Here is a 26,902-nt window from a genome sequence, read left to right as displayed (position 1 = left end):
ACCTTATGACGTTATGTATCTTTATTCTAGGCGCAATTTTTGCTGGATTTATTCAAGGACTCACAGGTTTTGCCTTCGCTCTTATTGCGATGTCTTTTTGGGTATGGATTCTACCGCCTCAGATCACCGCCCCCTTGGTCGTTTGTGCATCACTATGGTGTCATATCATTTCAATGTATAAAGAACCAAGAACCTTTATAAAGCCTTCTATCGTTTGGGTCTATATTATCGCTGGCTTAATTGGAGTACCTTTGGGTACTTTTTTGCTTCATTATATCAATGCAGACACGTTCAAATTACTACTTGGGATATTTTTATTAATTTGGTGCCCACTCATGTTCTTTAATCCGCAACTACATTGTTTAAAAGATACCAGATTCAGGATGGACGGCTTGATTGGTTTTTTGGGTGGAATTTTAGGTGGGCTCGGTGGATTCTGTGGTGCAATTCCCTCGGCTTGGGTGATGCTTAAACAACTTCCTAAACATGAGCAACGCAACATTCTTCGACATTTTAATTTTGCCATCCAACTGTTTACTTTGATCATCTATTTATTTAACCAGACCATTAACGTGAATCACTTGTCTTATTTGTGGATTTTGATCTTTGCAGTTAGCCTACCTACGATCATTGGTGCAAAAATTTTTTATCAAATATCTGAGCAAAAATTTAAATCGATTGTCTTAACTTTATTGTTTTTTTCAGGCTTTATTTTAACCTTAAACGCAATTTTCTTGTATTAAAAAGGCAGATTGTTCTGCCTTCTCCATATATTAACTGTTGTGTGAATATCGTTGGTCAACACTAAATTTTTCGGGGAATTTAGCTGAAATCTTTGAATAAAATTCCATAATTTCTGCCATATCCACTTCTATATCTCCAGTAGGATAAATAATTTTACCTACACCGCATTTTTTTTGACTGTAATCCATATATGCTAAAGCGATTGGGACATTCGCTGTAATTGCTACATGGTAAAAACCCGTTTTCCATTTTTCTTGTTTTGACCTTGTTCCCTCTGGCGTCACCAACATGACCAATTTTGGATGATCTTTAAAAAGATCTGCCATTAATTGCACCATGCTTGGTCTTTCCTCTCCCTCTTTCTTTGGTCGGCGATTAATTCCGATCCCTCCCATAGCCCGGACAAAAGGACCAAATGGAAACTTCATATAGCTGTCTTTAATTGTAATTCTGACATTTACACCTAAAGCTTTGAGCGCTAATCGCGCGTATAAAGCATCCCAGTTACTGGTGTGTGGTGCAGCAATCATGACACATTGGTCTAAATCTAAGGGCCAATGGTTATCAATTTCCCAACCTAATGCATTTAAACTCTGTTCAGCAAATTTTTCAAACATATAAATATACAAATGTAAATTTTCGGGATTGTAACAGCTTTGGCATTACTTTTATTCAAAATATGTATTCGGTTTTACTATCGCTGTTTTTCTATCTATACATCAATTAAATTGGCTCATGTATTTAGTTAAATCATTGCATTGACAATAAAAAAACCCTGCTTACGCAGGGTTTTTTTGAATCAGTTCAGTGCTTATGCAGAGAATTGGTTCATTGTATTTTTCGCATCGTCACCCGCTTTAAGCGCGTTGTCGCCAGCGAAGATTTCTTTATGGTCATCACCGATGTCTGAACCAGCCATTGCTTGGTGTTTAACACAAGCGATACCGCCACGGATTTCTTTACGTTGTACACCAGCAACATAAGCCAACATACCTTCAGAACCGAAGTAACCTTCTGCAAGCTCATGTGTAGAAAGCGCAGCAGTGTGGTAAGTAGGAAGTGTAATCAAGTGATGGAATACACCTGCTTCACGAGAAGCATCAGCTTGGAACGTACGGATCTTCGCATCAGCATCAGCAGCTAATTCAGTATTGTCATACTCAGCGCTCATTAACTTAGCACGGTCGTAAGCAGATACGTCTTTACCTTCAGCAACCCAACGGTCGTAAGCTTGTTGACGGAAGTTTAACGTCCAGTTGAATGATGGTGAGTTGTTATAAACAAGTTTTGCATTTGGCACAACTTCACGTACACGGTTCACCATGTGAGCGATTTCTTCAACGTTTGGCGTTGCAGTTTCGATCCAAAGAAGGTCAGCACCGTTCTGTAAGCTTGTTACACAGTCAAGTACAACACGGTCAATTTGAGTACCTTCACGGAATTGATATAGACCAGAAGCTAAACGCTTAGGACGGTGTAATTTACCATCACGTTTGATTAGGATTTCGTCTTCTTGCGCTTCTGAAATATCAATTTCAGTGGTGTCTAAGTAGCTGATGTATTGAGATGCGATATCGCCTGGCTCTTTAACCACTGGGATTTTTTGAGTCAAGTCAGCGCCTTCAGAGTCAGTACGTGCAACGATGATACCGTCGTCAAGACCCATTTCTAAGAATGCATAGCGAAGTGCATGGATTTTCGCAATGAAGTCTTCGTGTGGAACAGTTACTTTACCTGCTTGGTGACCACATTGTTTCGCGTCAGAAACTTGGTTTTCGATTTGTAGTGCACATGCACCCGCTTCGATCATTTTCTTAGCCAGTAAGTAAGTTGCTTCCTCGTTACCGAAACCAGCGTCGATGTCGGCAATAATTGGCACAACGTGAGTTTGGAAGTTGTCGATTTGTGAAGTGATTTCAGCAGCTTTAGCAGTGTCACCCGCTTCTTGCGCTTTTTTAAGTGCACGGAATAAGTCGTTTAATTCTTTTGCGTCTGCTTGGCGTAAGAATGTGTAGATTTCTTCGATCAATGCAGGAACTGAAGTTTTTTCGTGCATAGATTGGTCAGGAAGTGGACCAAACTCAGAACGAAGTGCAGCAACCATCCAACCAGAAAGGTAGATGTAACGGCGTTCAGTAGTACCGAAGTATTTTTTGTTCGCAATCATTTTTTGTTGTGCGATGAAACCATGCCAGCAACCCAAAGATTGAGTATATTTGCTAGAATCAGCATCATAAGCAGCCATATCACGACGCATAATCGCAGCTGTGTATTTAGCAATATCTAAACCGGTTTTGAAACGGTTTTGAAGTTGCATACGTGCAGCATCTTCAGGACTGATGTCTGCCCAAGTGTTGCCGAATTTTGCTTTTAATTCGCGGATTGCATCAATCGCTGTTTGGTATGTAGTCATGATATTTTACCCTGTATATAATTTTAGGATTTATCAATCGAAGGACTAAATCTACTCGGTATTAATTGTTCAGATTTAGAGCGCTTCGTTGCTATGGACTTAGCTTAGATTGACTCTAGAAATTAATCCAATATTTTCGTTTAATTCTCAGTATTTATTTAAAAAATATGTAGATTAAAGTCGTAATATAAATGAAATACCATTCTATAAATTATTGATTTTAATAAAATTTATAAAATAAGCATTTGTACACTTTTAACACAATTTGAGTGATTCTTATTCATTAGACTTAAGTATCAAGCTCACAATTACGTTTAATTTTTCTTCAAACATCTTTAGATTTTAACCTTCAATTGACTTTTCTGACAGAGCATCGTTAATAAACTGTTAGTTTTAAATGAATATTTTTTAAACTGTGAACCATATTGATGGAATTACCAATAAAGCATTTAAATTGAGATAAACCTAAAAACAATTTAGAACATAGCATGGTAATTTCAAAAACAACTAAAGCCCTATTTCTTAAATAAATGTATAGGGTCTGTCTTATGACAAAAAAAACGTAAATTTGATGAATATATGTTAAATTCTGCTGAAAAAATCAGCATAAAAACACACAAACCTAAGCGCTTATGGCATAATTCCCCACGATTTCAAAAATTTATTTTCGGTATTTTTTTTATGAATCTTGAGCGGGTTGATCTCAATCTCTTAATTTACTTAGATGTTCTTTTGCGAGAGAAGAATGTTACACGTGCAGCAGAACAATTGGGTGTTACTCAACCTGCAATGAGTAATATTTTACGTCGTCTTCGTAACTTATTTAATGATCCGCTTTTAATTCGCTCTTCTGAAGGAATGACTCCTACAGAAAGGGCTTTAGAACTACAGCCTCGTATTCGTGATGCCCTTTCTGATCTATCTATGATCTTAGAACCACGAACAGAATTTAGACCTTATACGTCAAATCGTGTTTTCCGCATCATGACTTCAGATTATGCTGAAGCTACACTTGTGCCTCGCTTAGTTAAGGCTCTGCGTTCAGAAGCACCAAATGTTGTTTTAGATTTTCTAACACCGAGTGATGTATCCTATCGTGATATGGAACAAGGTAAAGTTGATCTTGCCATCAACCGTTTCAACGAAATACCACAAAGTTTTCATCAGGTTCTGGTGTGGCGTGACAGCTTTTCATGCTTACTGAATAATAAGCATCCTGCCGTAAATAATTTGAATCTAAAAAGTTATCTAGATGCGCAACATATCTGGGTTTCTAAAACTGGGATGGGGGTAGGATTTGGTGTTAACCCAGAAAAACAAGCTGGTTTAGGTTGGATTGATCAAGCTTTAGAACGTATTGGTCAAAAACGCAAAATTTCGGTATTTACACGTCATTATCAAATGCCAGGTTTATTAGCGTCTAATGTCGATCTCATTGCGACATTACCGACGAAAATCGCTCGCCTACAAGCTAAAAGTCAAAACTTGATGCTCAAAGACCCTCCATTTTACATTCCTGAATTTGAACTCAAAATGGCGTGGTGCCCTCTATTACATCATCATCCTGCTCATCGTTGGTTACGTCAGTTGATTTTATATGTTGCTCGTCAAATGACTGAGGAAGAAAATCGTGAATTTCTTTCAAATAACAATACCCACTTCTCACAATTTTGATTGAGTAGAGCTGATTTAAATCAATACTTTAAAAATTTTTATTCAATAACTATGATATTGAGGTAGTGTAAAAATTCACTACCTCTATGTTTTTTGTGATAAAACTTTCCTCATAAATAATTTAAAAACAAAGGTGTTCGTGTGAGCCTCTTTCAGAATTTCGTGATCATTATGATTTTGATTGCTGGAGCTGGATTCTTATCATTAAGTGAAATCGCACTTGCAGGATCACGTAAAGTGAAACTGAAAATTTTGGCTGAGTCTGGTGATGATCGTGCACAAAAAGTGCTTACGCTCCAAGAGAATTCAGCTGATTTCTTTGCTGCCTCGCAAATCGGCTTAAATGCTATTGCAATTTTGGGAGGGATTTTAGGTGAAGCTGCATTTAGACCTTATTTTGTGATTTTGGTCGATCGTTTCTATGATGGTCCTTGGTCACAATCAATTGGTTTTGCATTGTCATTTACTTTAGTGACATCACTGTTTATTTTATTTGCTGATCTTATGCCTAAACGATTGGCAATGATTGCACCTGAAAAAATCGCTGTCTCTTTAATTAATCCTATTCAGGTATTCATTACTGTTTGTCGTCCATTAGCTTGGTTTATCAATGCAATTGCCAACCTCTTATTCCGTTTATTCAAAGTAAATACTACTCGTGATGATAATATTACTTTTGATGATATTTCCGCGGTAATGGATGCAGGGGCACAAGCAGGTGTCTTACAAAAACAAGAACATCACTTTATTGAAAATGTATTTGAACTTGAAGAACGAAATGTTCCTTCGAGCATGACTACACGTGAAAACGTAGTTTTCTTTACCATCAATGAATCAGAAGAAAGTATTCGTCAAAAACTGGCTGAATTTCCCTATTCAAAATATTTAGTCTGCAATGAAAATATTGATCAAGTGATTGGCTATGTTGATGCTAAAGATATCTTGATTCGTATTTTAAATAATCAAAAATTTAATCAGTTGAATGAATCCACTATCCGTAATGTATTAACGATTCCAGATACACTTACACTATCAGAATTACTTGATCGCTTCAGATCTAGTAAAGAAAAGTTTGCCGTAGTCATCAATGAATATGCCTTGGTGGTTGGTGTTATTACCCTATCTGATATTATGATTACCGTGATGGGTGACTGGGTTACGCCAACGGATGAAGATCTTCAAATTATCAAGCGGGATGATCATTCTTGGCTGATTGAAGGCAGTACACCTATTGAAGATGTCAAGCATGCATTAGAAATTGATGAAATGCCTGATGATGAAAACTATGAAACTTTAGCTGGGTTTATGATGTTTAAACTTCGTAAGATTCCACGTCCTGCTGATAGTGTAGTATTTAATGGTTATAAATTCGAGGTGGTCGATGTTGACCATTTTAAAATTGACCAACTACTCGTGACCAGATTACTTGATGAAAAAGCAGAATTAGAATCAACTGTTGAATAAGACACTATCCACCACTCAGGTGGATTTTTTTATTCAGTTTATCTAATTAAACTTGCGATTTTTTTCCTTCAAAATTATTGAAATTAGAATTTATACTCAATTTTTATTACAACAATCACACTTAAAAATCATGTTTAATGTCTCAAATCACAAAATATAAATTTTAAACTTATGAATTTTAACTACTATTTTTTATAAAAATTATGGTTATTTTAATATTTTCTAAACAATATTTAGTTTAATCATAAATTTCTCTAAGATGGTCGGCGTTTTCGAAGATAACAAATACTGTAATAGAAACAATATTGATTAAAACGCTAATCTAAGGATAGATCCATGTTGACCTTGCTTGGTTTGGGCATGATTTTGTGCTTTATGTACCTCATTATGTCTAGACGTATGACTCCCCTCGTCGCACTCACGCTTATTCCCGTTCTTTTTGCGCTAATTGCATATGGATTAGGTTTTTTTGTGGATAGTTTGAACCATATTCAACTTAATGAACTTGGTGAAATGATGTTAGATGGTGTTAAAAAGTTAGCACCTACCGGCGTCATGCTGCTATTTGCTATCTTGTATTTTGCCATCATGATTGATACAGGCTTATTTGATCCATCAGTGAAATTTATTCTCAGATTGGTAAAAGGTGATCCCCTCAAAGTAGTATTAGGTACGATTACCTTAACATTGATCGTGTCTTTAGATGGTGATGGCTCTACCACTTATATGATCTGTGTTGCTGCCATGTTACCGCTTTACAAGCGATTAGGCATGAGCCCTTTAATTATGGCCTGTCTCATGATGTTAGCCAGTGGAATCATGAATTTAACGCCATGGGGTGGACCTACTGCACGTGCGGCAAGTGCACTCCATGTAGATCCTAGCGATGTGTTTGTTCCTATGATTTTACCGATGCTGTTCGCCATTGGTTGGTTGTATTTTTTAGGAACCATGTATGGCCGAATGGAGCGTAAAAGATTAGGCATCATGGAATTGGATATTAGCCATGGCGACAATATTCAAATTTCGTCAAACCCAGAGGCAAATCGAGCGCATTTGAGATGGTTCAATGGATTATTGACTCTTGCACTGATGGTCAGCCTAGTCATGGGTATTTTGCCTATGCCTATTTTATTTATGATTGCATTGTGTATTGCATTAGTCGTGAACTATCGTGATATTGATATGCAAAAAAGCCTAGTCGTTCATCATGCTGGTAGTGCTTTAAATGTCGTTGGTATTATTTTTGCCGCAGGTATTTTTACAGGTTTACTCACTGGTACGGGTATGGTCGATGCCATGTCAAAAGAGTTAGTAGCGATTATTCCAGATAGCATGGGTCCATATTTGGCACCAATCACAGCCGTTTTAAGCATGCCCTTAACGTTCTTTATGTCAAATGATGCTTTTTACTATGGAGTTCTGCCCATCTTATCTGAAGCTGCAGCACATTATGGCATTTCACCTGTGGAAATGGCTCGTGCATCGATTGTTGGCCAACCCGTTCATCTGCTCTCCCCCTTAGTTCCATCAACCTTCTTACTCTGCGGGCTTGCTGGGATTGAGTTTGGTCAACACCAAAAATTTACCATTAAATGGGCGATTATTACGTGCTTAGTGATGCTTGCAAGTGGATTAATATTTGGGATGTTCCCGTTTTATTCTGCCATTTAATCGTAGCTCGAGTTTCGGAGTGATTTATTGATCACTCCACTCTCTTATTTATAAAGACTTATTGAGCTTGAGTCTCATTCCAAATATTCAAATTTCCCATGTTAGATAGAAGTTGATACCTCACCACTAAAAACTCTGTCAACAAGGTGGAATAATTCATTTTTGCTTCACTCAACACATTCTGAGCATTAAGCACTTCGAGTAAATTTCCTACACCCGCTTTATAACGTCCTTGAGCGACTTCATAGGCTTCTGAAGCACTTTGATTCAATATCGTTAGCGCCTTAATATTGTCATGAATTGCATTTAGCTCATTATAGTTTTTCCAGATTTCAGCATTAATTTCAAGCTTCAATCTCTCTTGCTCTAATAGCTTTAATTTTAAGTTTTCTTGAGCAACGACAATTTGATTTTTTCGATTATAACCATCAAACAATGGGAAATTAACTTGCACACCCGCTTGTAGAGATTGGCGATCACTTCCATAGCTGTCACTCGTTTGTTTTTGCTGATCATAAATGCCGTTAAAACTAATAGATGGATATCTAGACCGCTGTATTACCTTAATTTTATTTTCAGCTGCGAGTGAATCATACTGTGCAGCTTTAAACTTTGGATGCATTTTTTCAGCATCCTGAATGAGCATTTCAATCGGTTTAAGATCTAGCTCTTTTGGAATTTTTAACTGATTATTAATTTTGAAATTTTGGTATGTAGGCTCACCCATTAATGATGCTAAAAGTCCTTTTGCTATTTTTAAATCACCTAAAAATTTAGTTTGATCTGACTTTGCTTTCGCCAAATTTGCGGACATTTGTAATGCATCTGATTTGATACCTACACCTGCACGATATCGAGCATTTGCAATTTCATAGTTTTTTTCTGAAAGTACAACCAACTCATTAATATTGTTTAATTTTAACTCAGCCTGAATAATTTGATAATAAGTCGAAATCGTTTTGATGATCATATTTTGCAAAGCAACATCATGCTGTGCCAAAGACATCGCTAATAATTTTTCGGCTTCTTCTGCTTGATAAAATCGACTACCAAAATCATAAAGTAGCCAATTGGCTCTTATTCCAAGTCCGTAACGGCGTAAGTCAGTGTCATAACTCAAAACAGGACGATCTTTTACTTGATTATCATCCCGTGACCAATCGTAATTCAAGGTGCTATTCACTTGAGGATAATAATTTGCTTTAGAGATTTTAAGCTGAGCAGCTTGAATACGCGTTTGTACCCAAGCACTTTTAGTCTCAGGATTACGACAAACTGCACGTTCAATGGCATCAATGAGTTCTATTTGCTGTTCATTCTTGAGATTATTTTGAGATAAACAATGTCGAGGTTGACTTAACTTTTTATGATTTTGAAGATCAAGTGACACACTTTGATTGAGTTGTTGTTCTATTTGCTTACGTTTTGTCTCATTCTCGCGGGCATTACGCTGAGCCGTGAGCTCATCAAACCATAAAGTCTCGCGCTGTTTTTTTAGATTTGGAGTCAGTTTTGACAACCAACTCTCTGCATAAGCCAACGAACTATGTCCGAATAGAGACCCTGCAACAACAATGAAAGCGATGTATGTAATTTTCATTTAGGTTGCAAATCCTTGGTCAACATATCACGGACAATCACGCCATCTTGTAAAGCGATAATCCGCTCAGCGGATGAAATCGTTTCTGGACGATGTGCAATAATCAATTTGGTAATATTCAAATGCTTGAGATTTGCATTGACCTCTTGTTCTTTTAATACGTCTAAACTACTGGTCGCCTCATCCATAAATAAAATCTTTGGTTTTTTATAGATAGCACGAGCCAATAAAATTCGTTGTTTTTGTCCTCCTGACAACATATTACCAATATCCCCCACTAAGGTTTGATATCCCATTGGCATACGGCTAATGTCATCATGAATTGCGGCATAGGCTGCACATTGTTGTACCCATTGCATATCTGGATTTGAATCAAAAAAGCAAATGTTTTCTGCGATTGAACCAGCAAATAGAATGTCATCTTGTAACACTGTCGCGACTTGATCTCGCACAGCGTTTAATCCTAATTGTTCAAAGTCACGCCCCATGATTTTGACTTCACCTTCATTCTGCTTAAATACGCCTAACAGAACATGTAGCAATGTGGTCTTACCGCAACCTGTTTCCCCGACAATGGCGACAGATTGATTTTGGGGAATCTTAAAACTAATCCCCTTGAGTACATAAGGGTCATTTTCTGAATATTTAAAGTGCAGATTTTCGACTTCAATTGCATTATCAACCTGATCTACATTTGTGATTTCAGCATCACCGTATAATTTTTCTTGTTCTGTTAACACAATATCGGATAAACGCTCTACATCAATTTGAAGCATTTTAACTTCGATAAACTTATCGATTAGTCCTGCAACCCGACTATCAAATTGGCCTTTATACGCCATAAATGCCATCAGCACACCAACTGTAAAATTACCCTCCAATACCAATGTGGCACCTAACCAAATAATTAGAATGTTCTGAATCCCAAATAGCACTCCATTTGCCAATGAGAATCCCAACCCCAGCTTTTGGGTCGTTAATCCAGCATTGACTTGATTGACCATAAGATTTAACCAAGTCGAACGGCGAACATCTTGTCGTTGGAACAGTTTTATGGTTTTAGCTCCACGCACAGTTTCCATAAAATGGCTGCTTTGCTTCGCTGCATGAATAATCTGCGCTTCAGTCGCTCGTTTCAAAGGTGCATACCAAATCCATCGGATTAAGGCGTATAAGCCCATAGTAAAAATTGCAATCCAAGCTAACTTCGGACTGTATACAAACATTAAAATCAACGTAAATACAGTCATTAATCCATCAAGAATCGCAGCTAAGAACGTTGTGGTGAGCGTGGTTTGAATGTTTCCAATTGATCCAAATCGTGAAACAATGTCACCGAGTGATCGTCTTTCAAAATAAGAGACAGGAACATTAATCATGTGATTAAAGACGTTGGCTTGCCACTGCACACTTAAATGTGTGCTCATATACATCATGATCCAAGAACGAAGTAGCCCGATAAACTGCTGAAGTAACATTAACATGCCAAAGCCAATAGCCAGTATCGTTAAGAGATCCCGATCTGCAGATACGATCACATGGTCGATCACCCATTGCATAAAGAATGGGCTAATTAATGAAAAAACTTCTAAGGCTAAAGCCAAGATCAAAATTTGCCCGAGAGATTTCCATAAACCACGAACATGACCAATTAGACCTTTAAGCTGAATCTGATTTTTATCTTCTTTTTTTTCAAATTCAGTATCTGGCCAAAGCTCTAATGCAACACCCGTAAAATGTTCAGATACCTCATTGAGTGTCAGTACACGTTTACCAAATGCTGGATCTAAAATCGTGACTTTATTGGCACTGACTTCTTGCAACACCACAAAGTGGTTGAAATCCCAATGTAAAATACATGGGGTTTTAAGCTGATCTAAATCTTCTAAATCCAGCTTTAATGGGCGTGTTACCATTTTCAACTGATTACTAATTTTGATCAGCTGATTGAGATTTGAACCCTTTTGAGAAACTGAAAAACGACGTCTTAACGTTAATAAATCAGACTCATAGCCATAATAATGCGCAATCATCGCAATACAGGCTAATCCACATTCTGTCGCTTCCGTCTGTAAAATGGTTGGAATTTTCCGTCCAAATCCAAGAGAAATTTTGTCTAATATCTGCATGTTATTTCTTCTTATATCTTGCCCGTGATGCTATATAACGGTTCGAGTACCCATTCATATAGTTTTCTTTTTTCTTGCATGATATCTGCATCAAAGGCCATGCCCACTTTAAGAGGCTTACTTTCACCATAGGCTTTTACAAACTGTTGTTCTAATTTGACTTTGACTAAATACACAGGTTCACTTTGGTTAAATGTTACACCCTGACTTAACTCGCCTAAATTGGTCAGTTCTTGTGGGTTCATCGTCGTCGCTGAGATTGAATGAATCACACCTTCACCTTGACCAAATTTTTGGTAAGGATAGGCTTGAAAACGAAGTTTTACGGTTTGACCAGTCCTTATAAATCCAATTGCTGAACTGGGTACAAAAAGATGTGCTTCTAAATAAGAAGGCGTCGGAACAATATTCATAACAGGAATATTAGGAGAAATAAACTGACCAACCTCTGCATTAATCGATGCTATTTTTCCTGTCGCATTGGCTTGTAATAGCAAACTATCCCGCGCTTTATTTTCTAAAAATTCTTGCTGATTCGAAGCTAATTGACGATCGACCAAAGTCAGCTCACTTTCCAACTTCGATGCTAGTCCTTGCTGAGCCAATAATTTATTTTCTAATTCAGCTTGTTTAGTATTTTTTTCACGCTCATAACTCTGTAATGCAACTTTTAGGCTGATATAGTTATCTTGCTTCAGTTGATATTCTTCAATCGAAATATATTCTTTATCTTTTAAATCTCGATAACGATGTGCATTTTCTTGTGCAAGTGCTAGACGTTGGCGTTGCTCGGCAATTAAGCCATCTAATTTTATTAAATCTAAACGTATAGATTGAATTTCTGCATTTAATTGTTGAACATTATTTAAATGTAAGTCTTTTAGTTTATTTTTTTCAGTATCTAAACTTTGTTTTTTTAACTCAATTTGTTTTTGTACAGACTCATTATAGTTACCTGTACTATTATAACGCGTCATTTTTAATGTAATTAATGGTGTCCCATTCTCCACTAATTGACCTTCTTTGACGAATTTTTCACTGACTGTACCCCCTTCAGCACTATAAACTCGGATTAAACCTGTATTAGGAATCAATAATCCTTTAACACTCGTCCTCTTCGTATAGCTTCCAAAAAAAATAAAACTCACTAATAAAACAGTAAAAATGGCGACAACAATCGTGAGTACCGTAAATGAAAATGGTCGAATCAAAATGACTTCACCAATCCACTTTGACTTTTGTGCATCAATCGCTTTGTCTCTAAACAGCTTATTTGTCATATATATTTGTAATTAATTTTTCAAGTACGGGTTTTTATATTGAATTTTCATCAAGTTGACTACATTTCAACAGCGTGCTTAAAAGAGACAAACACAAACCAAAAGTTTTCAATAAAATAGTCATGATCTGTGTTGTCTCCTGTTCTATCCCACACTTCGCTCAGCTAAATCTGCTTTGAATAAACTCAGTTGGATACTGATTTCAATAGATTAAAAACGAAGCGTTCATCTTGTTTTATTTCAAAACTCGATTGACTAAAGGTGCTGTGAACAAAGCATGAGGATCATATTGCTTTAAAATATGACTACTCGACTGAATGGTTAAATGATTAGATTGACCCTGAGCATGGACGCGTGGAATTTCGTAATCGATATAAGTTGAACTATCCCAAGCTTTTTGATTGGTATAGCCCCACCCTTTAGACCATTCTGGTCGCATCAAAGAATCACCTTGATAACGTTGTGACATCCACTCCTCAACTTCTGTGTAAAATTGCGCTGAGAATGGCGTACCTGGCAAGGTTAAAATATCAAACCAAACGGCACAGTCCCATTCAGGATGATCAGGACAAGGTTTAATGGCTGATAATGCTGCTGTTTGAGCGCCGTGAACAATTGAATCTTCTGGATGATCCAAGCCCGTAACTCGAATTTCAACAGGTCCATTCATTGGGAAACGACCCATTTTTTGATATTGCTTCATCTTAATGCCGAAATAATCACAAAAATCAGCAATAACCCGTTGAACGTTTGCACGACTGGTAATGACAGCATAGCCATTTGCCGTAACACGCAAAGTTGTTGGTTTGACATACAGTAAAACGTTTTTTGACGTTCCCCATAAATCATAAGTTTGAGTGGAAGCCAAACCACCAGTCAAAATCGTCGTGATTCCAGATAATGGCGTACCATTTAAACCTAGTTTAGAGATTTCATACTGAGTAAAACCGAAGGTTGGCGTGAGATAAGTACTTTTATTGACGATGATTTTATGAATCAAATCAGTAATAGGTTTGATCAAATTATCTGAGAACCAATAATTGAATGGTTTGACTGTCTGTCGAGCAGTCAAAGGACGATACGGAGTAACAGTCCAAACTTTTAACCAAGGATAATCGGTGAATGGAAACCAAATTGCTTCTGCACGACCAGATTTATCCAGAAAATGAGAGAAGGTACGTCCAGCATGCTTATCTTGAGCGAATAGCTCATTGATATGAATGTCGGTATAGCTTTCACAACGAATATATTGATTTTTTGACGTTTGTAATTGTGCAGATAAAATAAATGCACGACCTATATGAACTAAAAATGCACGAATTTCTGGATCATTTCGCAGGAAGGTTTTCGCAACATATCGACCTTCTCGTTGGTCGAAAACAGCAGCAGTGATCGATACCACTAAATTACTGATCGAACCATAAGTTTGACCTTCTTGTTTTATTTCCCCTACGGCAGGTACACCTGTGCCATGACCGTCGATGGCCAACACACCACCCAAAGTTAAATCTCCAGGTGCTGGCACTGCTACAAATCCACGATTACGGTATTCCATTGCGGTTAACAATGCTTCCATTTGAATGCCTGCTTCGGCAGTCACAATACCGTTTGCATCAATACTTACTTTGTTGATATGCGTTGGCATATCAATCAATAAAATTTTAGTAATCTTGTCTTGATCATCCAACAATAAAGGTGACCAATTATGTGACATCCCTTTGGCTCTGACTTTATAACCATTTTGAAAAGCTCAATTAATCGCTTTTAAAACTTGTTCTTGATTTCTGGGTGATGCTGTCCATGCATTTTCATAACGAGATTCCCCAGACCAATTTTCATATTCCTGTTTAAAAATTGAGATTTCAGCTGGGAAATTTACTAATCTTTCTTGTAATGGAAAAAACCAAGCCTCTGCCTTTTGTGTTGGGAACCATGCTGAAACAGCACCAACAGCAGCTAAGCTACCCATTGTTTTTAGAAAGTTTCTTTTATCGTGATCTATTAGTTCTGATGAGTTTTGCATTGTTATAGCCACCAAAAGTTTTAGCTTTATTATTTCTGTTACTGAAAGCAGACAAGTACTCATGACCAGTCTGCCTTTAACACTTTATTTAAAACTTATGAAAGCCAAGCATGAACGCCATTTAAAGTCGGAAGAAGTTTATATTGACCTTCTGCCTTTTCTTTTTCGTAATGGTTTGGAGTTTCATCTACATCGCCACCAAGTGCACGACCTAGACCAATTAATGTTTTTGATGCCACTAAACCAGTAGTATCAGCAGCTTGGTGTACTAGCCCTAAACCTACTGCACTAAATACAACACCAACTGATGAAATCAGTTTTGAATTAAGTGTTTGATTGAATAAGTTCACACCGTGGATGATAGAGTCACCAATCAACGTTCCAGCACCAGATACCTCATTGATTTCTTCTTGCTTTAATTCAACTAAGCTCATGATTAAAACCTCGTTATAAAGAATTTATGTTAAATACACCTAACTTTTGTTAAGAATTTTTTAATATACAGGATGAAATATGTAGTATTAATGAAAAATAAATAACGATATTTAATTATTTTGTGATTTATTTAACATTATTTATGATAATCCGGTCGACTATTTTTATCGAAAATAACAGTTCAATTTCAAATCATAGATACATCATTGGTCCGTTCATCACCATTGATAGAATATCTAGGAGCATTACAAACATGGCAATAAAAACTAAAAAACAAAATTTTAAGGTCTATTTTAGAAAGTCTTAATATTTACTAGTCCAAAATACATCATGATCATCATGTGCAATCGCACTTGAAAAGTCAGCACCAAGACAATGCAAAATTAAATACAAAGCAATAAGTATCGTTGTATAACTGTCACAGGGGGTCACAGTATCTGCAGAAATTCCGATAAAGAATCCTAATACAGCGGGCAGATTAAAAAAGTATCCCAGTGCAATGTCCGAGTAGAACAACAACATGGTTGATGGTAAAAGAAAAAACCGATTTAAGCCTTTGCTTAAATCGGTTTTCAGTCACTTGGTTCGCTGAACTACGTTTTCAACTCTTTGTTTAACTTGAATAATAAAGGATTAACGACCATAGATTTCTAAAAGTTTATCTAAGGTTGCTTGATAATGAATATCGATATCTTCAGCTAAAATAGCATACGCATTATCTAACTGAACCATTGGCCAGCCTTCTTTCCAAAATGGAAAAATATTGTGTAGATCACGCGTTACGATTGCTTCTTCGCGTGTAATCGCCTGTGCAACCTGCGATAAAACTTGTGCTGTTTCAGCACCATCAATCTCAAGATAATCAATACCACGCGCTTTAAGAATACGAATTCTGTCTTTTTTATATTTAATTTTTTTTGCTTGTGCTTCATTTAAACCTAAAGCAAGTGTCACTGCTTCAACAAACTTTTCTTCAAAAGATTGATGTAATGCAACCAAGGCTTTTTTATGTGCTTCCTGACGCCCCTCTTTACCACCACTACGAATCAGTTTATTCGCCTCAACATTAAGTTCGTCAGATTTCATAGACTGTAAAATATCTAAAATTTCGATATCACTTAAAGATTCAGCATTGTGGTGTGTCATGGGAGTACTTCAATTCAACTTAATCTTGCATTTTCTCATAATTCAACACAAATACATAATCTAATTCAAATTGAATCGATAAGCTTTCAAATGATTCTAAATATTTAGAATTATACTTCTTAGTTTTAGTGCAATATTAAAGTCAAAACGATGGGTAGTGTGATTGCCGCACCGATAATTTGCAGACTGATTACGCCAGCCATTAATTGACTGTCGCCACCCAATACTTTCGTCAGAATATATGCAGCTGAAGCCGTTGGTAATGCAAAATATAAAATAAAGATTTGCGTCTCTAAAGCATTGAAGCCCAGCATTTTACAGACCAACCAAGCCAAAATCGGCATTAAACATAAACGCGATAGCGTGTTGATCATTAGCGGAAATGATTCTTTTTTAAGAGCCACAAATTGCAATGCAGCACCGACACACATTAGTCCCATAGGTAAGCTACATATCGCAAGTTGGTAAATTAATGACTCTGCACCCTTCCATAATGGCAGCCCGGATACATTGTAGAGCACCCCAACCAGACAACCTAAAATTAAAGGATTTTTGAGTAACGATATAATCACTGCGCGAAAATTCATATTTTCATGATCGGTCAGTGCCAATACCGAGATGATATTCACAACAGGAATACTGATCGCCAACAGTAATGCAAAAATCGTCATGCCTTCTGCTGGAAAAAGCGAAGCAACCACTGCTAAACCAATATAGGTATTAAAACGTACATTACTTTGAACATAGACTCCAAATCTTCGTGTTGGGGTCTGAAAAATTCTTTTTAAAATATATAAAACCGCACAAGCAATTGGAAAGACCACGAGTAAAATGACTAAAATTTTACTCACCATCTCCATATGAATATCAGCTTGAGCCAAATTACCAAAAAGCATGGCAGGAAAAAACACAAAATAGTTAAGTTTCTCTGCACCCGCCCAAAACTCGTCTGTTAAATACGATTTCTGTTTAAGAAAATATCCAATTAATATGAGTCCTATCAGCGGCACTAAGGATAAAACAATGCTGTACATAAATGATGAGCCTAATCGAGTGCAGATCGCTCAGCCCTAATACGCTCAATCAACCACAGTAGTTTATTGCATGCATTTTGAACTGATCATTTTATATTACACTGCATCAAGCTGATCGTCTCAAAAATTCATCATTTACATCATGCATTGACTTGTTTTATATACGCTAAAATTTCAGGCAAAGTCTGAATTGTTTTATTTAACGGCGGTTGATGTTCAGCTAAGGATTGGTGAAACCCCTCCAAATATAGTCCATCTAATCCAGCCTGAGTAGCACCCCAATAATCATTCAATGGATGATCACCAACATAAAGACAATGGTCAGGTGCAATTCCTAATTGTTGACAAGTCATATGAAATATTTCTGCTTGAGGCTTTGACACACCTGCCTTCTCAGAACTCATGATCACATCAAAACAATGTGCTATTCCTAGACCTTCGATAATTTTGTGTCGAGTAAAATGTCCTCCATTCGAAATGATTGCCAACTTAAATCCATCGCTTCTAAGCTGATCAAGCGTCTGAATAGCATTTGGCATCATGACTGCGTTTAGTCCAAATTGATTAAACCAATAGTCACTTAATTCATCTAATTCTGGTACTTTTTTCCATTTCAACTGCTTCAGTAATGCATGAGCGACTGAACCACCAATGGTTGGAGCAGTCATTCTTTCTCGGATGGGATAGCCACCATGATCAATATATCGAATCGTTTCGAGAATCTCAGCTTGCGCAGACGAGGCAGATTGATCGATTTGCTGTTTATAAGTATTAAATAATGCCCGACTAAAAGTTTGAACACTAAAATCTCGGTGTGTCAGTGTATTGTCCAAATCAAAAATAACAGCTTGAATTTTCATAGTGCTTAGAGGAGTGTATTCATTTGCCCATGCTATCAACTCTCCGCAATCTCGATTATTCATTTTTATTTCATCCTAAGCATGAAAATGAATAAAAGATCAATTACAGATTAATTCCATTGATGTTTGTTTTGAGCTGTATACCGACTCCATACTAAAATCGGTATGAACAAAAATACTCCTAAAATACAGATTAAAATGAGATATGAGGTATAACCGAGCCAATCGCCTAATATGCCACTCAAGGTATACAGTGCTCCCGCAATGGAAGCCATCAATGCGACTTGGAAAGTAAAATCTGTTCCTGCAAATTCTTTACGACTATATTGCATCACCAAGGTTAGAATAATCACCAATAACATCGCAGCGAACATATCTTCTAAAGCATTGATGATATAGATCCACACGACGTTCAATTCAGAAGGTCGCGCCTCATAATGCGATAACCATGCAAATCCAATGAGACTCAATAATTTAAGCAGTGAAAAAGTAATTAAAGCACTTTGGCGCGAATAAAACCTAAGTAGCCAACCCGCAATACCTGCTCCGATCAAAGCAGCAAATGCTCCAAGCATGGTCACATTGACACCAATTTGCGTCTTAGATAGTCCTAAATCAACCAACAATGGTTTAAGAATAGGTCCAGACAAACCATCCGTCACTTTAATGCTACACAATACAAAAAACCAAAGTCTGAGTTCTCGATTTTGAAAAAAATATTTTAAGTAATGACTTAAAGCTTTCACAAAACTTTGAGTTTTAGATGATGAATCATCATCTCGATGATTATTGATGCTTTGTGAAGCATGTTGAGGCTCACGATACAATAATACGGGTAGCGTATTAAATGCCACCAAAATAGCCAGGCATAAAAAAGTGGTTTGCCAAGTCAATGCATCTAATACCCACAATATCGCACCGCCTCCCACAATAAAGCCCAATCTTGAACCAATCACTTGGAACATATTGCCTAGATGCTGTTGTTCACCTTTTAGAATATTCACAGCTAAGCCATCGGTTGCTATATCTTGAGTCGCTCCGATACTATTTATCATCAACAATGCCATGAAAAATCCAAAGAGATATTGAGGTTGGTTCAGTGATTGAATGGGGATAAACGATAAGATTATCAGCGTGATCATTGTGAGTAACTGAGTGGGTATAATCCAACTGCGGTAATGTCCTTGATTGAACAAATGATGGCGATCAACCAATGGAGCCCATAAAACTTTGAGTGCCCACGGAGCCATCAGCAATCCAAATCCACCAATATGCGTTAAGGAAACACCTTCAGCACGTAGAATCACGGGCAAAGCATGTGTCATAAATCCTACTGGCAAACCTTGCGCCCAATAGAGTGAAAATAAAAGCACATACATTTTGGTATTTGGTGACATGAAAGAGGTGTCCTGCAATTGATGTTTTCTTAATCAATTCGTATTGAGATGTCCTTGTCACTTGGTTCTTATTCTGCCAATGTATCTCATACACAAGGTCTTTATAATAAGTTTAAAAAGCAATTATACAACGCACAATGAACAATAGATTTCCAAAATTGCCATCACAAGTTCCTCAACGCGGTTCAACGTTGAGTCGAGCAGCGTTCAAACAGCTTTATCTTCGACAAGGCTGGTCTTTTGAAGGAGAATTTCCAAATTTTCCCAAAGCTGTCGCAATTGTGTCCCCGCATACATCAAATTATGATGGACTGTATGCCTTTCTCGCGATGCTTGGCATTGGCATTGAAGTCACAATCTTTGGAAAAGATAGTCTGTTCAAATCTCCACTCAAACATTTACTCAAATGGATCGGGGTGATTCCGGTAAAACGTGATACCCCCCAAGGCTTGACTCAACAAATTGTTCAAGCCATTCATGAACGAGATAAAATTTGGGTCGCAATGGCACCTGAAGGTACACGAAAAAGTGCTGAAAAGATTCGCAGCGGTTTTTATCACATTGCCTTAGGTGCAAATATACCAGTGGTAATGTTTGCATTTGATTATGATCATAAAGTCATTCGATGTTTAGGAAGCCTCGAAATGACGGGAGACTATGAATCTGATCTGCGCAAAATATTAGAATATTATCGTGGAAAAATTTCTCCTAAAAATATGAGTCGTTTAGCATTACCCTTTAAAGAACTTTTGTAAAAATGCTAGAAAAATAGACAGCAATCTGTTGAGATATGCCTAAAATTTTGACACTTTTTAGCAGATTAATGTCTATGTCATTGCTCCTCAATCTTCCCAAAATCAGCTTTATTGGCCTGAGTATATTGGCGCTATCAGGCTGTAACTCTACTGTAAAAAATCCTACACAACCCTCTCAAACTCAAGCACGCGAGCCTGTGATCGCGATCGCTCTTGGCGGTGGTGGTGCAAAAGGTTTTGCGCATATTGGTGTATTAAAGGTTTTAGAATCTCATGGTATAAAACCTAAAATTGTTACGGGTACAAGTGCTGGAAGTTTTGTCGGTAGTATTTATGCTTCAGGCAAATCTCCCTATCAACTACAGCAAATTGCACTTCAACTGAAAGAATCCGATATTCGTGATTTAACTTTAAATCGACAGGGTGTGGTCCTCGGTCAAAAGCTCCAAGATTATGTCAATCGACAGGTGGGGAACAAACCGATTGAACAATTCCCGATTCGATTTGCTGCAGTTGCCACACGTTTAGATAATGGTCAACGCGCTGATTTCGTCAAAGGTAATACAGGTCAAGCTGTAAGAGCGTCATGTAGTATTCCTAACGTCTTTGTTCCAACAACGATTGGCAAAACCAAATATGTTGATGGTGGACTCGTGAGTCCAATTCCAGTTCAAACTGCAAAAAATATGGGTGCAGATATTGTGATAGCAGTTGATATTTCTGCACGCCCTGCAGGCAATAAGCCGATGAGCATGTGGGGACTGTTGGATCAAACGATTAATATTATGGGTCAACAAAGTATCAATACTGAACTCAATGCAGCTACAGTCGTGATTCAGCCAAAAGTTGGCCATTTAGGAACTTTGGATTTGAAAGCCAGCAATGAGGCAATACTTGAAGGTGAAAAAGCAGCGCAACTGAAAATTAAATCAATTGATACCGCTATTGCCAATTTCAAAAAATCTCCAGCTGCTTTCAAACCTGCACCTACAGCTCGCTTTTAAGCATTTTTTATAGGCATCTCTGCCCTAGTCTGTTATCTTGATATAGATGTTTTCGTCTATAACAAGATAACGATTAGAGTAGATGTATGGACTTATTGATTGAACCTTGGCACTGGTTTGTATTAGGTATTTTGCTCATCCTGTCTGAGCTCATTTTACCGGCCTTTGCTGCACTGTGGTTTGGTATAGCTGCAGTCATTATTAGCATACTCGTGTGGCTATTTCCTTCTATGGGGCTTCCAACTCAAATTATTTTATGGGTTGTCCTATCGATTTCATGTACGGTGGTTTGGTTTAAATTTATTAAACCACTTTCCGTTGATAAGACTAAAGCGGGTCTCTCACGTGAAGCGACAATCGGACAAGTTGGGATGGTGATTCAAATTGGTCATGAACCTGAATTGGTCAAAGTTCGTTTTCAGCTTCCAGTTCTCGGCTCTGACGAATGGAATTGCAGAACACTGAGCCCTGTTCAGGTCGGTGATCGTGTCAGAGTTACAGATATTTTAGGTAATGAGCTGGTCGTTCAAGCGCACAATAACCTCAATTCACCGTTATAAACAATAATTCTTAAAGGAGTAGAAATGTCTGGTTCAATTATTGCCATCGCATTTTTGGCATTCGTCGGGATCACTATTTTTAAAGGGGTTCGTATCGTTCCTCAAGGCTATAAATGGATCGTACAACGTCTGGGTAAATACCATACAACCTTAAGTCCAGGTCTAAACTTTGTGATTCCTTATGTTGATGAAGTCGCATATAAAGTCACGACAAAAGATATCGTTCTCGATATTCCATCTCAGGAAGTGATTACAAGAGATAACGCAGTTCTTTTAATGAACGCTGTTGCCTATATCAACATTACTACACCAGAAAAAGCAGTCTACGGTATCGAAAACTATACTTGGGCAATCCAAAACCTTGTCCAAACTTCTTTACGTTCAATCGTCGGTGAAATGGACTTGGATGATGCTTTATCTTCACGTGATCACATTAAAGCGAAGCTAAAAGCAGCAATTTCTGATGATATTTCAGATTGGGGAATTACGCTTAAAACGGTTGAAATCCAAGATATTCAACCATCAGGTACAATGCAATCCGCAATGGAAGCCCAAGCCGCAGCTGAACGTCAGCGTCGTGCGACAGTGACACGTGCTGATGGTGAAAAACAAGCTGCGATTCTTGAAGCTGAAGGTCGTCTTGAAGCATCACGTCGCGATGCTGAGGCTCAAGTTGTACTCGCTGAAGCTTCAGAAAAAGCCATTAATATGGTTACCAATGCCGTAGGCGACAAAGAGATCCCTGTCGCTTATCTACTTGGTGAACAATATGTAAAAGCAATGCAGGATATGGCTAAATCTAATAATGCTAAAACTGTGGTATTGCCTGCTGACATCATGAATACGATTCGTGGGGTAATGGGTCGTAATAATCCTTAAATCGCTCAAACACTCTTCAAAATTTAAAAGGCAGCTTCGGCTGCCTTTGTTATTGATATGACTCAAGATTCAATTCTTCAGCATTTATTTTAAATTTATGGTTAAATTTCGCATCCTGAAAGATTGCATGAAAACAATCTATCGTCTAACTGCATCATGGAAATTGTATGAGCACCTTTGATCCCACCTTAATCACTTTCTTGTTCTATATTATCGCCATGGTCGTGATTGGTTTAATCGCGTATCGAGCGACCACGAACTTTTCAGATTATATTTTGGGTGGACGACGCTTGGGAAGTTTTGTAACAGCCCTTTCAGCTGGTGCTTCTGACATGAGTGGCTGGTTACTTATGGGTTTGCCAGGTGCTATTTATCTTTCCGGTCTATCAGAAATGTGGATTGCAATTGGTTTAATTATTGGTGCCTGGCTCAACTGGCTGTTAGTGGCAGGACGTCTCAGAGTTCATACTGAAGTTCAACACAATGCCCTTACACTCCCAGATTACTTTTCCAATCGTTTTAATGATCAGAAAAAAATTCTACGAATCGTTTCTGCATTTGTCATTTTAATCTTCTTTGCCATTTATTGTGCTTCAGGCATGGTGGCAGGCGCTCGATTATTTGAAAGTATGTTTGATCTTTCTTACAGCACTGCCCTTTGGATTAGTGCAATTGCAACGATCAGTTACGTTTTTATTGGTGGGTTCTTAGCTGTTTCTTGGACAGACACCATCCAAGCGGGATTAATGATTTTTGCCTTATTGCTTACCCCCATCGTGGCTTTACTGACTTTTTCCGATTTATCTCAAGTGAATCTAGCACTTGAAGCAGCGCGACCAGAAGCAAGCAGTTTAATGGGTAACTTAAGTACCGTCGCAATTATTTCATTACTGGCTTGGGGTTTAGGCTATTTCGGACAACCTCATATTCTTGTACGTTTTATGGCTGCTGATTCAGTTAAATCGATTCCTAATGCTCGTCGTATTGGTATGACTTGGATGATTCTGTGCCTTGGTGGTGCAGTGGCTGCTGGATATGTCGGTATTGCTTATTTTCAGCAAAATCCACAGTTCGCTAATATTGTGAATGCTAACCCTGAAACTGTATTTATGGAGTTAACGAAAGTTCTATTTAACCCATGGATCGCCGGCATTGTATTAGCTGCAATTTTGGCTGCGGTAATGAGTACATTGAGTTGTCAACTTCTTGTATGTTCAAGCACTTTAACCGAAGATTTTTATAAATCTTTCATCCGTAAAACTGCTTCTCAAAAAGAACTGGTTTGGGTGGGTCGTTTGATGGTGCTACTGATTGCTTTACTTGCGATTGTTTTAGCGTCAAACCCTGAATCTAAAGTACTTGGTCTAGTTGCCTACGCTTGGGCAGGCTTTGGGGCAGCATTTGGCCCGCTCATTATTCTGTCTTTATTCTGGAAACGCATGACTTTAAATGGCGCTTTGGCGGGGATGATCATTGGTGCAGTGACCGTTATTGTATGGAAAAATATTTGGGCTGATACTGGAATCTATGAAATCATTCCTGGCTTTATTTGCTCCCTCATCGCAATCATTGTTGTGAGTTTATTAGGGAAGCAACCGACCTCAGATGTGACTGACCGATTTGACGAAGCAGACCGATTATATAAAGCGACAAAATAACAAATGAAAAAGAGGACTTTCAGTCCTCTTTTTTTTAACTCTTTCGAGCAAGTAAAAAAGCTGAAATCTGCTTAAGTTCAGATGCCGAATCACCAAAATAATCTAAAGCACTAATCGCTTGCTGATGAAGCTTATTTGCATATTCTTTTGCAGCATCTAAACCCAATAAAGCTGGGTATGTCGATTTTTCTACAAGCTCATCTTTTCCAGCAGTTTTTCCAAGCGTTTCAGTATCGGAAACTATATCTAAAATATCATCTTGTACTTGAAATGCTAAACCTAATGCTTGACCAAATTCACGCAATTTCGGTATTCCTGCATCTACACCGTCCATCACTGTCACTGCTGACATCATGATTGCCGCCTGAATCAGTGCACCAGTTTTATTACGATGAATATTTTCCAATGCTTCCTGATCAATTTTCCTACCTTCCGCTTGCAAATCTAGAACTTGACCACAAACCATCTTAGAAGATGATGTCGCTAATATCTGCATTTGCTTCAACACAATAGAAGGATCTACAGTGAGTTGTGTATCAAAAAGTCGACTTCCTAAAACCTCAAATGCCATCGACTGCAAGATATCTCCCGCAAGTAGTGCTGTATCTTCACCATATGCAACATGGCAAGTCGGTTGACCACGACGCAATAAATCATTATCCATACATGGTAAGTCGTCATGAGCAAGTGAATAGCAATGAATTAACTCGACTGCAACTGCTGCACGTCGCACAGCAGCAAAATTTTTATGATCATCACTTAAATCTGCTGTTGCATATGCTAAAGCTGGGCGAACCCGTTTTCCACCTAACATGACTGCATGATTTACAGCGCTTTTCAAAGGTTCTGGAATGAAAAATGCATCTAGTGCAATTTTAAGATCCTGTTGGATTTGCTGTTGAGCACGTTGTAATACTTCACTATTCACAGAGATATTTACTGTCACTGCCGTCTTTAAACCTCAAGTTATACCGTTTCATGTCGGTATATATAAAATTGACCTTATTCTACAACCAATTGTGATTGCTACAAAACGCAATGCTGATTTGTTTTATTTAGTGATAGGTTTAAATGAAGAGTGACTATTCATCTAACACATGAATCGAATTTCGACCTAATACATGTGCAATATCAACAGCGCGATCTAAGGTTTCTAATATTTGCTTTTCTGAGTACATTTTCTGGCAATTAGGATGAAAAATCCCAATCGCACACGTGAGCACCTCATCCTTTTGAGGATCGAAATAAATTTTTTCACGGACCAAGGTTTGTTTTAGGCGTTCAGCAATGGTGAGAATTTTCCAAGGAGTCGATTCTTGAATCACCAAGATAAAACTTGCAGAATTCAAACGATAGACTTCTGCTAAATCTTGATTCAATTCCTCTTTAATCAGAGATCCAATACGACTCAAAATTTCATCGCCAATGGTATAACTATTGAGCTGATTAAATTTTTTAAAATTTTCGACTTCAAACTTGATAAAAGAATAATTTTTCCGCTCTTGAATAAGAAAGCGATCTTTTAAAAACTGTTCAAATGCCAGCTTATTGTTCATCCCAGTCACAGGGTCCAAATAAAGCTCTTCAAACAACCTTTTATTATTTTGGATCAAGACACGTTCACGTCTTTTCAATTTTGTTATATCTGCACATACGATCAACACGCAATCCAAAGAGGATGTTTTATCTCTTAAAGCACTAAAATAAATTTGAAAAAAATGCCCTTTTGAATAGAACTCATTTTCAATTTTATTTAAGCGTGAATCATGTCGAAACAATTGCAGCGCATCTTGAAATAATTGATAAACTGTTGTTGATACGAAACCTAATTTCTTTCCAAGTAAATAAAGCGCATCACTTTCATAGATATCAGCAAATAATTGATTTGTACTAATGAAGACGCCATCATGCTGAACCAGTGCCACAGGCACAGGGATTTTGGCAATGATAGATACTAAATCTAATTTATTTGTAGCATGAATTTGGTTTAGAAACTCTTGATCAATCTTGGGCGTATCCTGCTCAAAACTATTATCCTTCTTCATTAGTCTTTCTCATTTTAATTATTCGTGGATCGAAGGCTATTCAGCAACTTAATTTTAAGAATTCGGTCAGTATAGTCACGTTGACTTATTTTCTTAATATAACATGTCAGAATTGTCATAGTCGCAAT

General features: G+C 37.5%; 24 protein-coding genes and 1 pseudogene. 9 read left to right on the top strand and 16 right to left on the bottom strand.

What is annotated here, in order from left to right; translation table 11 throughout:
* Positions 1-5: 5 nt before the first annotated feature.
* Complete coding sequence (locus FTV32_RS05035) at positions 6-743, top strand: sulfite exporter TauE/SafE family protein (RefSeq protein WP_180028110.1); 738 nt, start codon at positions 6-8, stop codon at positions 741-743.
* Positions 744-773: 30 nt separating this feature from the next.
* Here the strand turns inward: FTV32_RS05035 and FTV32_RS05030 are convergent, their stop codons facing one another.
* Positions 774-1,361 carry a 1-acyl-sn-glycerol-3-phosphate acyltransferase gene (locus FTV32_RS05030; RefSeq protein WP_180028109.1) on the bottom strand — a complete coding sequence of 196 codons (588 nt, stop codon included), beginning with the start codon at positions 1,359-1,361 and terminating at the stop codon, positions 774-776.
* 194 nt (positions 1,362-1,555) lie between these two features.
* A complete protein-coding gene (locus FTV32_RS05025) occupies positions 1,556-3,157 on the bottom strand; it encodes an isocitrate lyase (RefSeq protein WP_035267987.1) in 1,602 nt (533 codons plus the stop codon).
* Positions 3,158-3,838: 681 nt separating this feature from the next.
* Here FTV32_RS05025 and FTV32_RS05020 point away from each other — a divergent pair.
* The 3 genes from FTV32_RS05020 (at position 3,839) to FTV32_RS05010 (ending at position 7,969) form a co-directional block, all read left to right on the top strand.
* Positions 3,839-4,831: a LysR family transcriptional regulator gene (locus FTV32_RS05020; RefSeq protein WP_035268043.1), complete on the top strand. Its 993-nt coding sequence runs from the start codon at positions 3,839-3,841 to the stop codon at positions 4,829-4,831.
* 141 nt (positions 4,832-4,972) lie between these two features.
* Positions 4,973-6,295: a hemolysin family protein gene (locus tag FTV32_RS05015; protein WP_035267989.1), complete on the top strand. Its 1,323-nt coding sequence runs from the start codon at positions 4,973-4,975 to the stop codon at positions 6,293-6,295.
* 336 nt (positions 6,296-6,631) lie between these two features.
* Positions 6,632-7,969 (top strand): CitMHS family transporter, encoded by a 1,338-nt coding sequence (locus tag FTV32_RS05010; protein ID WP_180028108.1) that lies wholly within the window; start codon positions 6,632-6,634, stop codon positions 7,967-7,969.
* A 58-nt stretch (positions 7,970-8,027) separates the two neighbouring features.
* Here FTV32_RS05010 and FTV32_RS05005 read toward each other — a convergent pair whose 3' ends face one another.
* The 12 genes and pseudogenes from FTV32_RS05005 to FTV32_RS04960 all read right to left on the bottom strand — a co-directional run bounded on the left by FTV32_RS05005 (position 8,028) and on the right by FTV32_RS04960 (position 19,873).
* Positions 8,028-9,569, bottom strand: a complete 1,542-nt coding sequence (locus FTV32_RS05005) for a TolC family protein (RefSeq protein ID WP_180028107.1) — start codon at positions 9,567-9,569, stop codon at positions 8,028-8,030.
* A complete protein-coding gene (locus FTV32_RS05000; RefSeq protein WP_180028106.1) occupies positions 9,566-11,698 on the bottom strand; it encodes a peptidase domain-containing ABC transporter in 2,133 nt (710 codons plus the stop codon). Before FTV32_RS05000 ends, FTV32_RS05005 begins: the two co-directional genes overlap by 4 nt.
* Before the next feature lie 11 nt (positions 11,699-11,709).
* Positions 11,710-12,978 (bottom strand): HlyD family secretion protein, encoded by a 1,269-nt coding sequence (locus FTV32_RS04995; protein WP_180028105.1) that lies wholly within the window; start codon positions 12,976-12,978, stop codon positions 11,710-11,712.
* 235 nt (positions 12,979-13,213) lie between these two features.
* Positions 13,214-14,380: a cholesterol oxidase substrate-binding domain-containing protein gene (locus FTV32_RS17430; protein WP_373683303.1), complete on the bottom strand. Its 1,167-nt coding sequence runs from the start codon at positions 14,378-14,380 to the stop codon at positions 13,214-13,216.
* Between the two features lie 48 nt (positions 14,381-14,428).
* A pseudogene (locus FTV32_RS17425) lies at positions 14,429-14,710 on the bottom strand (FAD-binding protein); the annotation flags it as partial.
* Positions 14,711-14,728: 18 nt separating this feature from the next.
* Complete coding sequence (locus FTV32_RS17420; RefSeq protein WP_257227586.1) at positions 14,729-15,064, bottom strand: hypothetical protein; 336 nt, start codon at positions 15,062-15,064, stop codon at positions 14,729-14,731.
* Between the two features lie 32 nt (positions 15,065-15,096).
* Entirely contained in the window at positions 15,097-15,435 is a 339-nt protein-coding gene (locus FTV32_RS04985; protein WP_180028104.1) for a hypothetical protein, read from the bottom strand.
* A gap of 304 nt (positions 15,436-15,739) precedes the next feature.
* The gene (locus tag FTV32_RS04980; protein ID WP_180028103.1) at positions 15,740-15,958 is read right to left on the bottom strand and encodes a hypothetical protein; all 219 of its coding nucleotides are present in this window, start codon (positions 15,956-15,958) and stop codon (positions 15,740-15,742) included.
* Positions 15,959-16,069: 111 nt separating this feature from the next.
* On the bottom strand, positions 16,070-16,582 hold the full coding sequence (locus FTV32_RS04975) for a hypothetical protein (RefSeq protein WP_180028102.1): 513 nt from the start codon (positions 16,580-16,582) through the stop codon (positions 16,070-16,072).
* 125 nt (positions 16,583-16,707) lie between these two features.
* The gene (locus tag FTV32_RS04970; RefSeq protein WP_180028101.1) at positions 16,708-17,616 is read right to left on the bottom strand and encodes an AEC family transporter; all 909 of its coding nucleotides are present in this window, start codon (positions 17,614-17,616) and stop codon (positions 16,708-16,710) included.
* A gap of 140 nt (positions 17,617-17,756) precedes the next feature.
* Positions 17,757-18,476 carry an HAD family hydrolase gene (locus tag FTV32_RS04965; protein ID WP_180028149.1) on the bottom strand — a complete coding sequence of 240 codons (720 nt, stop codon included), beginning with the start codon at positions 18,474-18,476 and terminating at the stop codon, positions 17,757-17,759.
* A 110-nt stretch (positions 18,477-18,586) separates the two neighbouring features.
* The gene (locus FTV32_RS04960) at positions 18,587-19,873 is read right to left on the bottom strand and encodes an MFS transporter (RefSeq protein ID WP_180028100.1); all 1,287 of its coding nucleotides are present in this window, start codon (positions 19,871-19,873) and stop codon (positions 18,587-18,589) included.
* A gap of 137 nt (positions 19,874-20,010) precedes the next feature.
* On the opposite strand from FTV32_RS04960, the gene FTV32_RS04955 reads away from it, so the two are divergent.
* The 5 genes from FTV32_RS04955 to putP all read left to right on the top strand — a co-directional run bounded on the left by FTV32_RS04955 (position 20,011) and on the right by putP (position 24,729).
* A complete protein-coding gene (locus FTV32_RS04955; protein WP_180028099.1) occupies positions 20,011-20,628 on the top strand; it encodes a lysophospholipid acyltransferase family protein in 618 nt (205 codons plus the stop codon).
* A gap of 74 nt (positions 20,629-20,702) precedes the next feature.
* A complete protein-coding gene (locus FTV32_RS04950; protein WP_180028148.1) occupies positions 20,703-21,632 on the top strand; it encodes a patatin-like phospholipase family protein in 930 nt (309 codons plus the stop codon).
* A gap of 86 nt (positions 21,633-21,718) precedes the next feature.
* Positions 21,719-22,192 carry an NfeD family protein gene (locus FTV32_RS04945; RefSeq protein WP_180028098.1) on the top strand — a complete coding sequence of 158 codons (474 nt, stop codon included), beginning with the start codon at positions 21,719-21,721 and terminating at the stop codon, positions 22,190-22,192.
* 24 nt (positions 22,193-22,216) lie between these two features.
* Positions 22,217-23,071, top strand: coding sequence for an SPFH domain-containing protein (locus FTV32_RS04940; protein WP_035268029.1), 855 nt, complete (start codon positions 22,217-22,219; stop codon positions 23,069-23,071).
* 167 nt (positions 23,072-23,238) lie between these two features.
* Complete coding sequence (gene putP / locus FTV32_RS04935) at positions 23,239-24,729, top strand: sodium/proline symporter PutP (RefSeq protein WP_180028097.1); 1,491 nt, start codon at positions 23,239-23,241, stop codon at positions 24,727-24,729.
* A 34-nt stretch (positions 24,730-24,763) separates the two neighbouring features.
* Here the strand turns inward: putP and FTV32_RS04930 are convergent, their stop codons facing one another.
* On the bottom strand, positions 24,764-25,675 hold the full coding sequence (locus FTV32_RS04930; RefSeq protein ID WP_180028096.1) for a farnesyl diphosphate synthase: 912 nt from the start codon (positions 25,673-25,675) through the stop codon (positions 24,764-24,766).
* Between the two features lie 136 nt (positions 25,676-25,811).
* Positions 25,812-26,774, bottom strand: coding sequence for a diguanylate cyclase domain-containing protein (locus FTV32_RS04925; RefSeq protein WP_180028095.1), 963 nt, complete (start codon positions 26,772-26,774; stop codon positions 25,812-25,814).
* Positions 26,775-26,902 lie beyond the last annotated feature (128 nt).

It is taken from the genome of Acinetobacter sp. YH16032 (assembly GCF_013417345.1).
Lineage (GTDB): Bacteria > Pseudomonadota > Gammaproteobacteria > Pseudomonadales > Moraxellaceae > Acinetobacter.
The sequence above is the reverse complement of the archived record's forward strand: the minus strand, read 5'-3'. Positions and strand labels throughout refer to the sequence as shown.

Coding starts and splice junctions, on each gene's coding strand:
- FTV32_RS05035 (WP_180028110.1), top strand. CDS start 6: ATGACGTTATGTATCTTTATTCTAGGCGCAATTTTTGCTGGATTTATT.
- FTV32_RS05030 (WP_180028109.1), bottom strand. CDS start 1,361: ATGTTTGAAAAATTTGCTGAACAGAGTTTAAATGCATTAGGTTGGGAA.
- FTV32_RS05025 (WP_035267987.1), bottom strand. CDS start 3,157: ATGACTACATACCAAACAGCGATTGATGCAATCCGCGAATTAAAAGCA.
- FTV32_RS05020 (WP_035268043.1), top strand. CDS start 3,839: ATGAATCTTGAGCGGGTTGATCTCAATCTCTTAATTTACTTAGATGTT.
- FTV32_RS05010 (WP_180028108.1), top strand. CDS start 6,632: ATGTTGACCTTGCTTGGTTTGGGCATGATTTTGTGCTTTATGTACCTC.
- FTV32_RS05005 (WP_180028107.1), bottom strand. CDS start 9,569: ATGAAAATTACATACATCGCTTTCATTGTTGTTGCAGGGTCTCTATTC.
- FTV32_RS05000 (WP_180028106.1), bottom strand. CDS start 11,698: ATGCAGATATTAGACAAAATTTCTCTTGGATTTGGACGGAAAATTCCA.
- FTV32_RS04995 (WP_180028105.1), bottom strand. CDS start 12,978: ATGACAAATAAGCTGTTTAGAGACAAAGCGATTGATGCACAAAAGTCA.
- FTV32_RS17420 (WP_257227586.1), bottom strand. CDS start 15,064: ATGAGTACTTGTCTGCTTTCAGTAACAGAAATAATAAAGCTAAAACTT.
- FTV32_RS04985 (WP_180028104.1), bottom strand. CDS start 15,435: ATGAGCTTAGTTGAATTAAAGCAAGAAGAAATCAATGAGGTATCTGGT.
- FTV32_RS04980 (WP_180028103.1), bottom strand. CDS start 15,958: ATGTTGTTGTTCTACTCGGACATTGCACTGGGATACTTTTTTAATCTG.
- FTV32_RS04975 (WP_180028102.1), bottom strand. CDS start 16,582: ATGACACACCACAATGCTGAATCTTTAAGTGATATCGAAATTTTAGAT.
- FTV32_RS04970 (WP_180028101.1), bottom strand. CDS start 17,616: ATGTACAGCATTGTTTTATCCTTAGTGCCGCTGATAGGACTCATATTA.
- FTV32_RS04965 (WP_180028149.1), bottom strand. CDS start 18,476: ATGAAAATTCAAGCTGTTATTTTTGATTTGGACAATACACTGACACAC.
- FTV32_RS04960 (WP_180028100.1), bottom strand. CDS start 19,873: ATGTCACCAAATACCAAAATGTATGTGCTTTTATTTTCACTCTATTGG.
- FTV32_RS04955 (WP_180028099.1), top strand. CDS start 20,011: ATGAACAATAGATTTCCAAAATTGCCATCACAAGTTCCTCAACGCGGT.
- FTV32_RS04950 (WP_180028148.1), top strand. CDS start 20,703: ATGTCATTGCTCCTCAATCTTCCCAAAATCAGCTTTATTGGCCTGAGT.
- FTV32_RS04945 (WP_180028098.1), top strand. CDS start 21,719: ATGGACTTATTGATTGAACCTTGGCACTGGTTTGTATTAGGTATTTTG.
- FTV32_RS04940 (WP_035268029.1), top strand. CDS start 22,217: ATGTCTGGTTCAATTATTGCCATCGCATTTTTGGCATTCGTCGGGATC.
- putP (WP_180028097.1), top strand. CDS start 23,239: ATGAGCACCTTTGATCCCACCTTAATCACTTTCTTGTTCTATATTATC.
- FTV32_RS04925 (WP_180028095.1), bottom strand. CDS start 26,774: ATGAAGAAGGATAATAGTTTTGAGCAGGATACGCCCAAGATTGATCAA.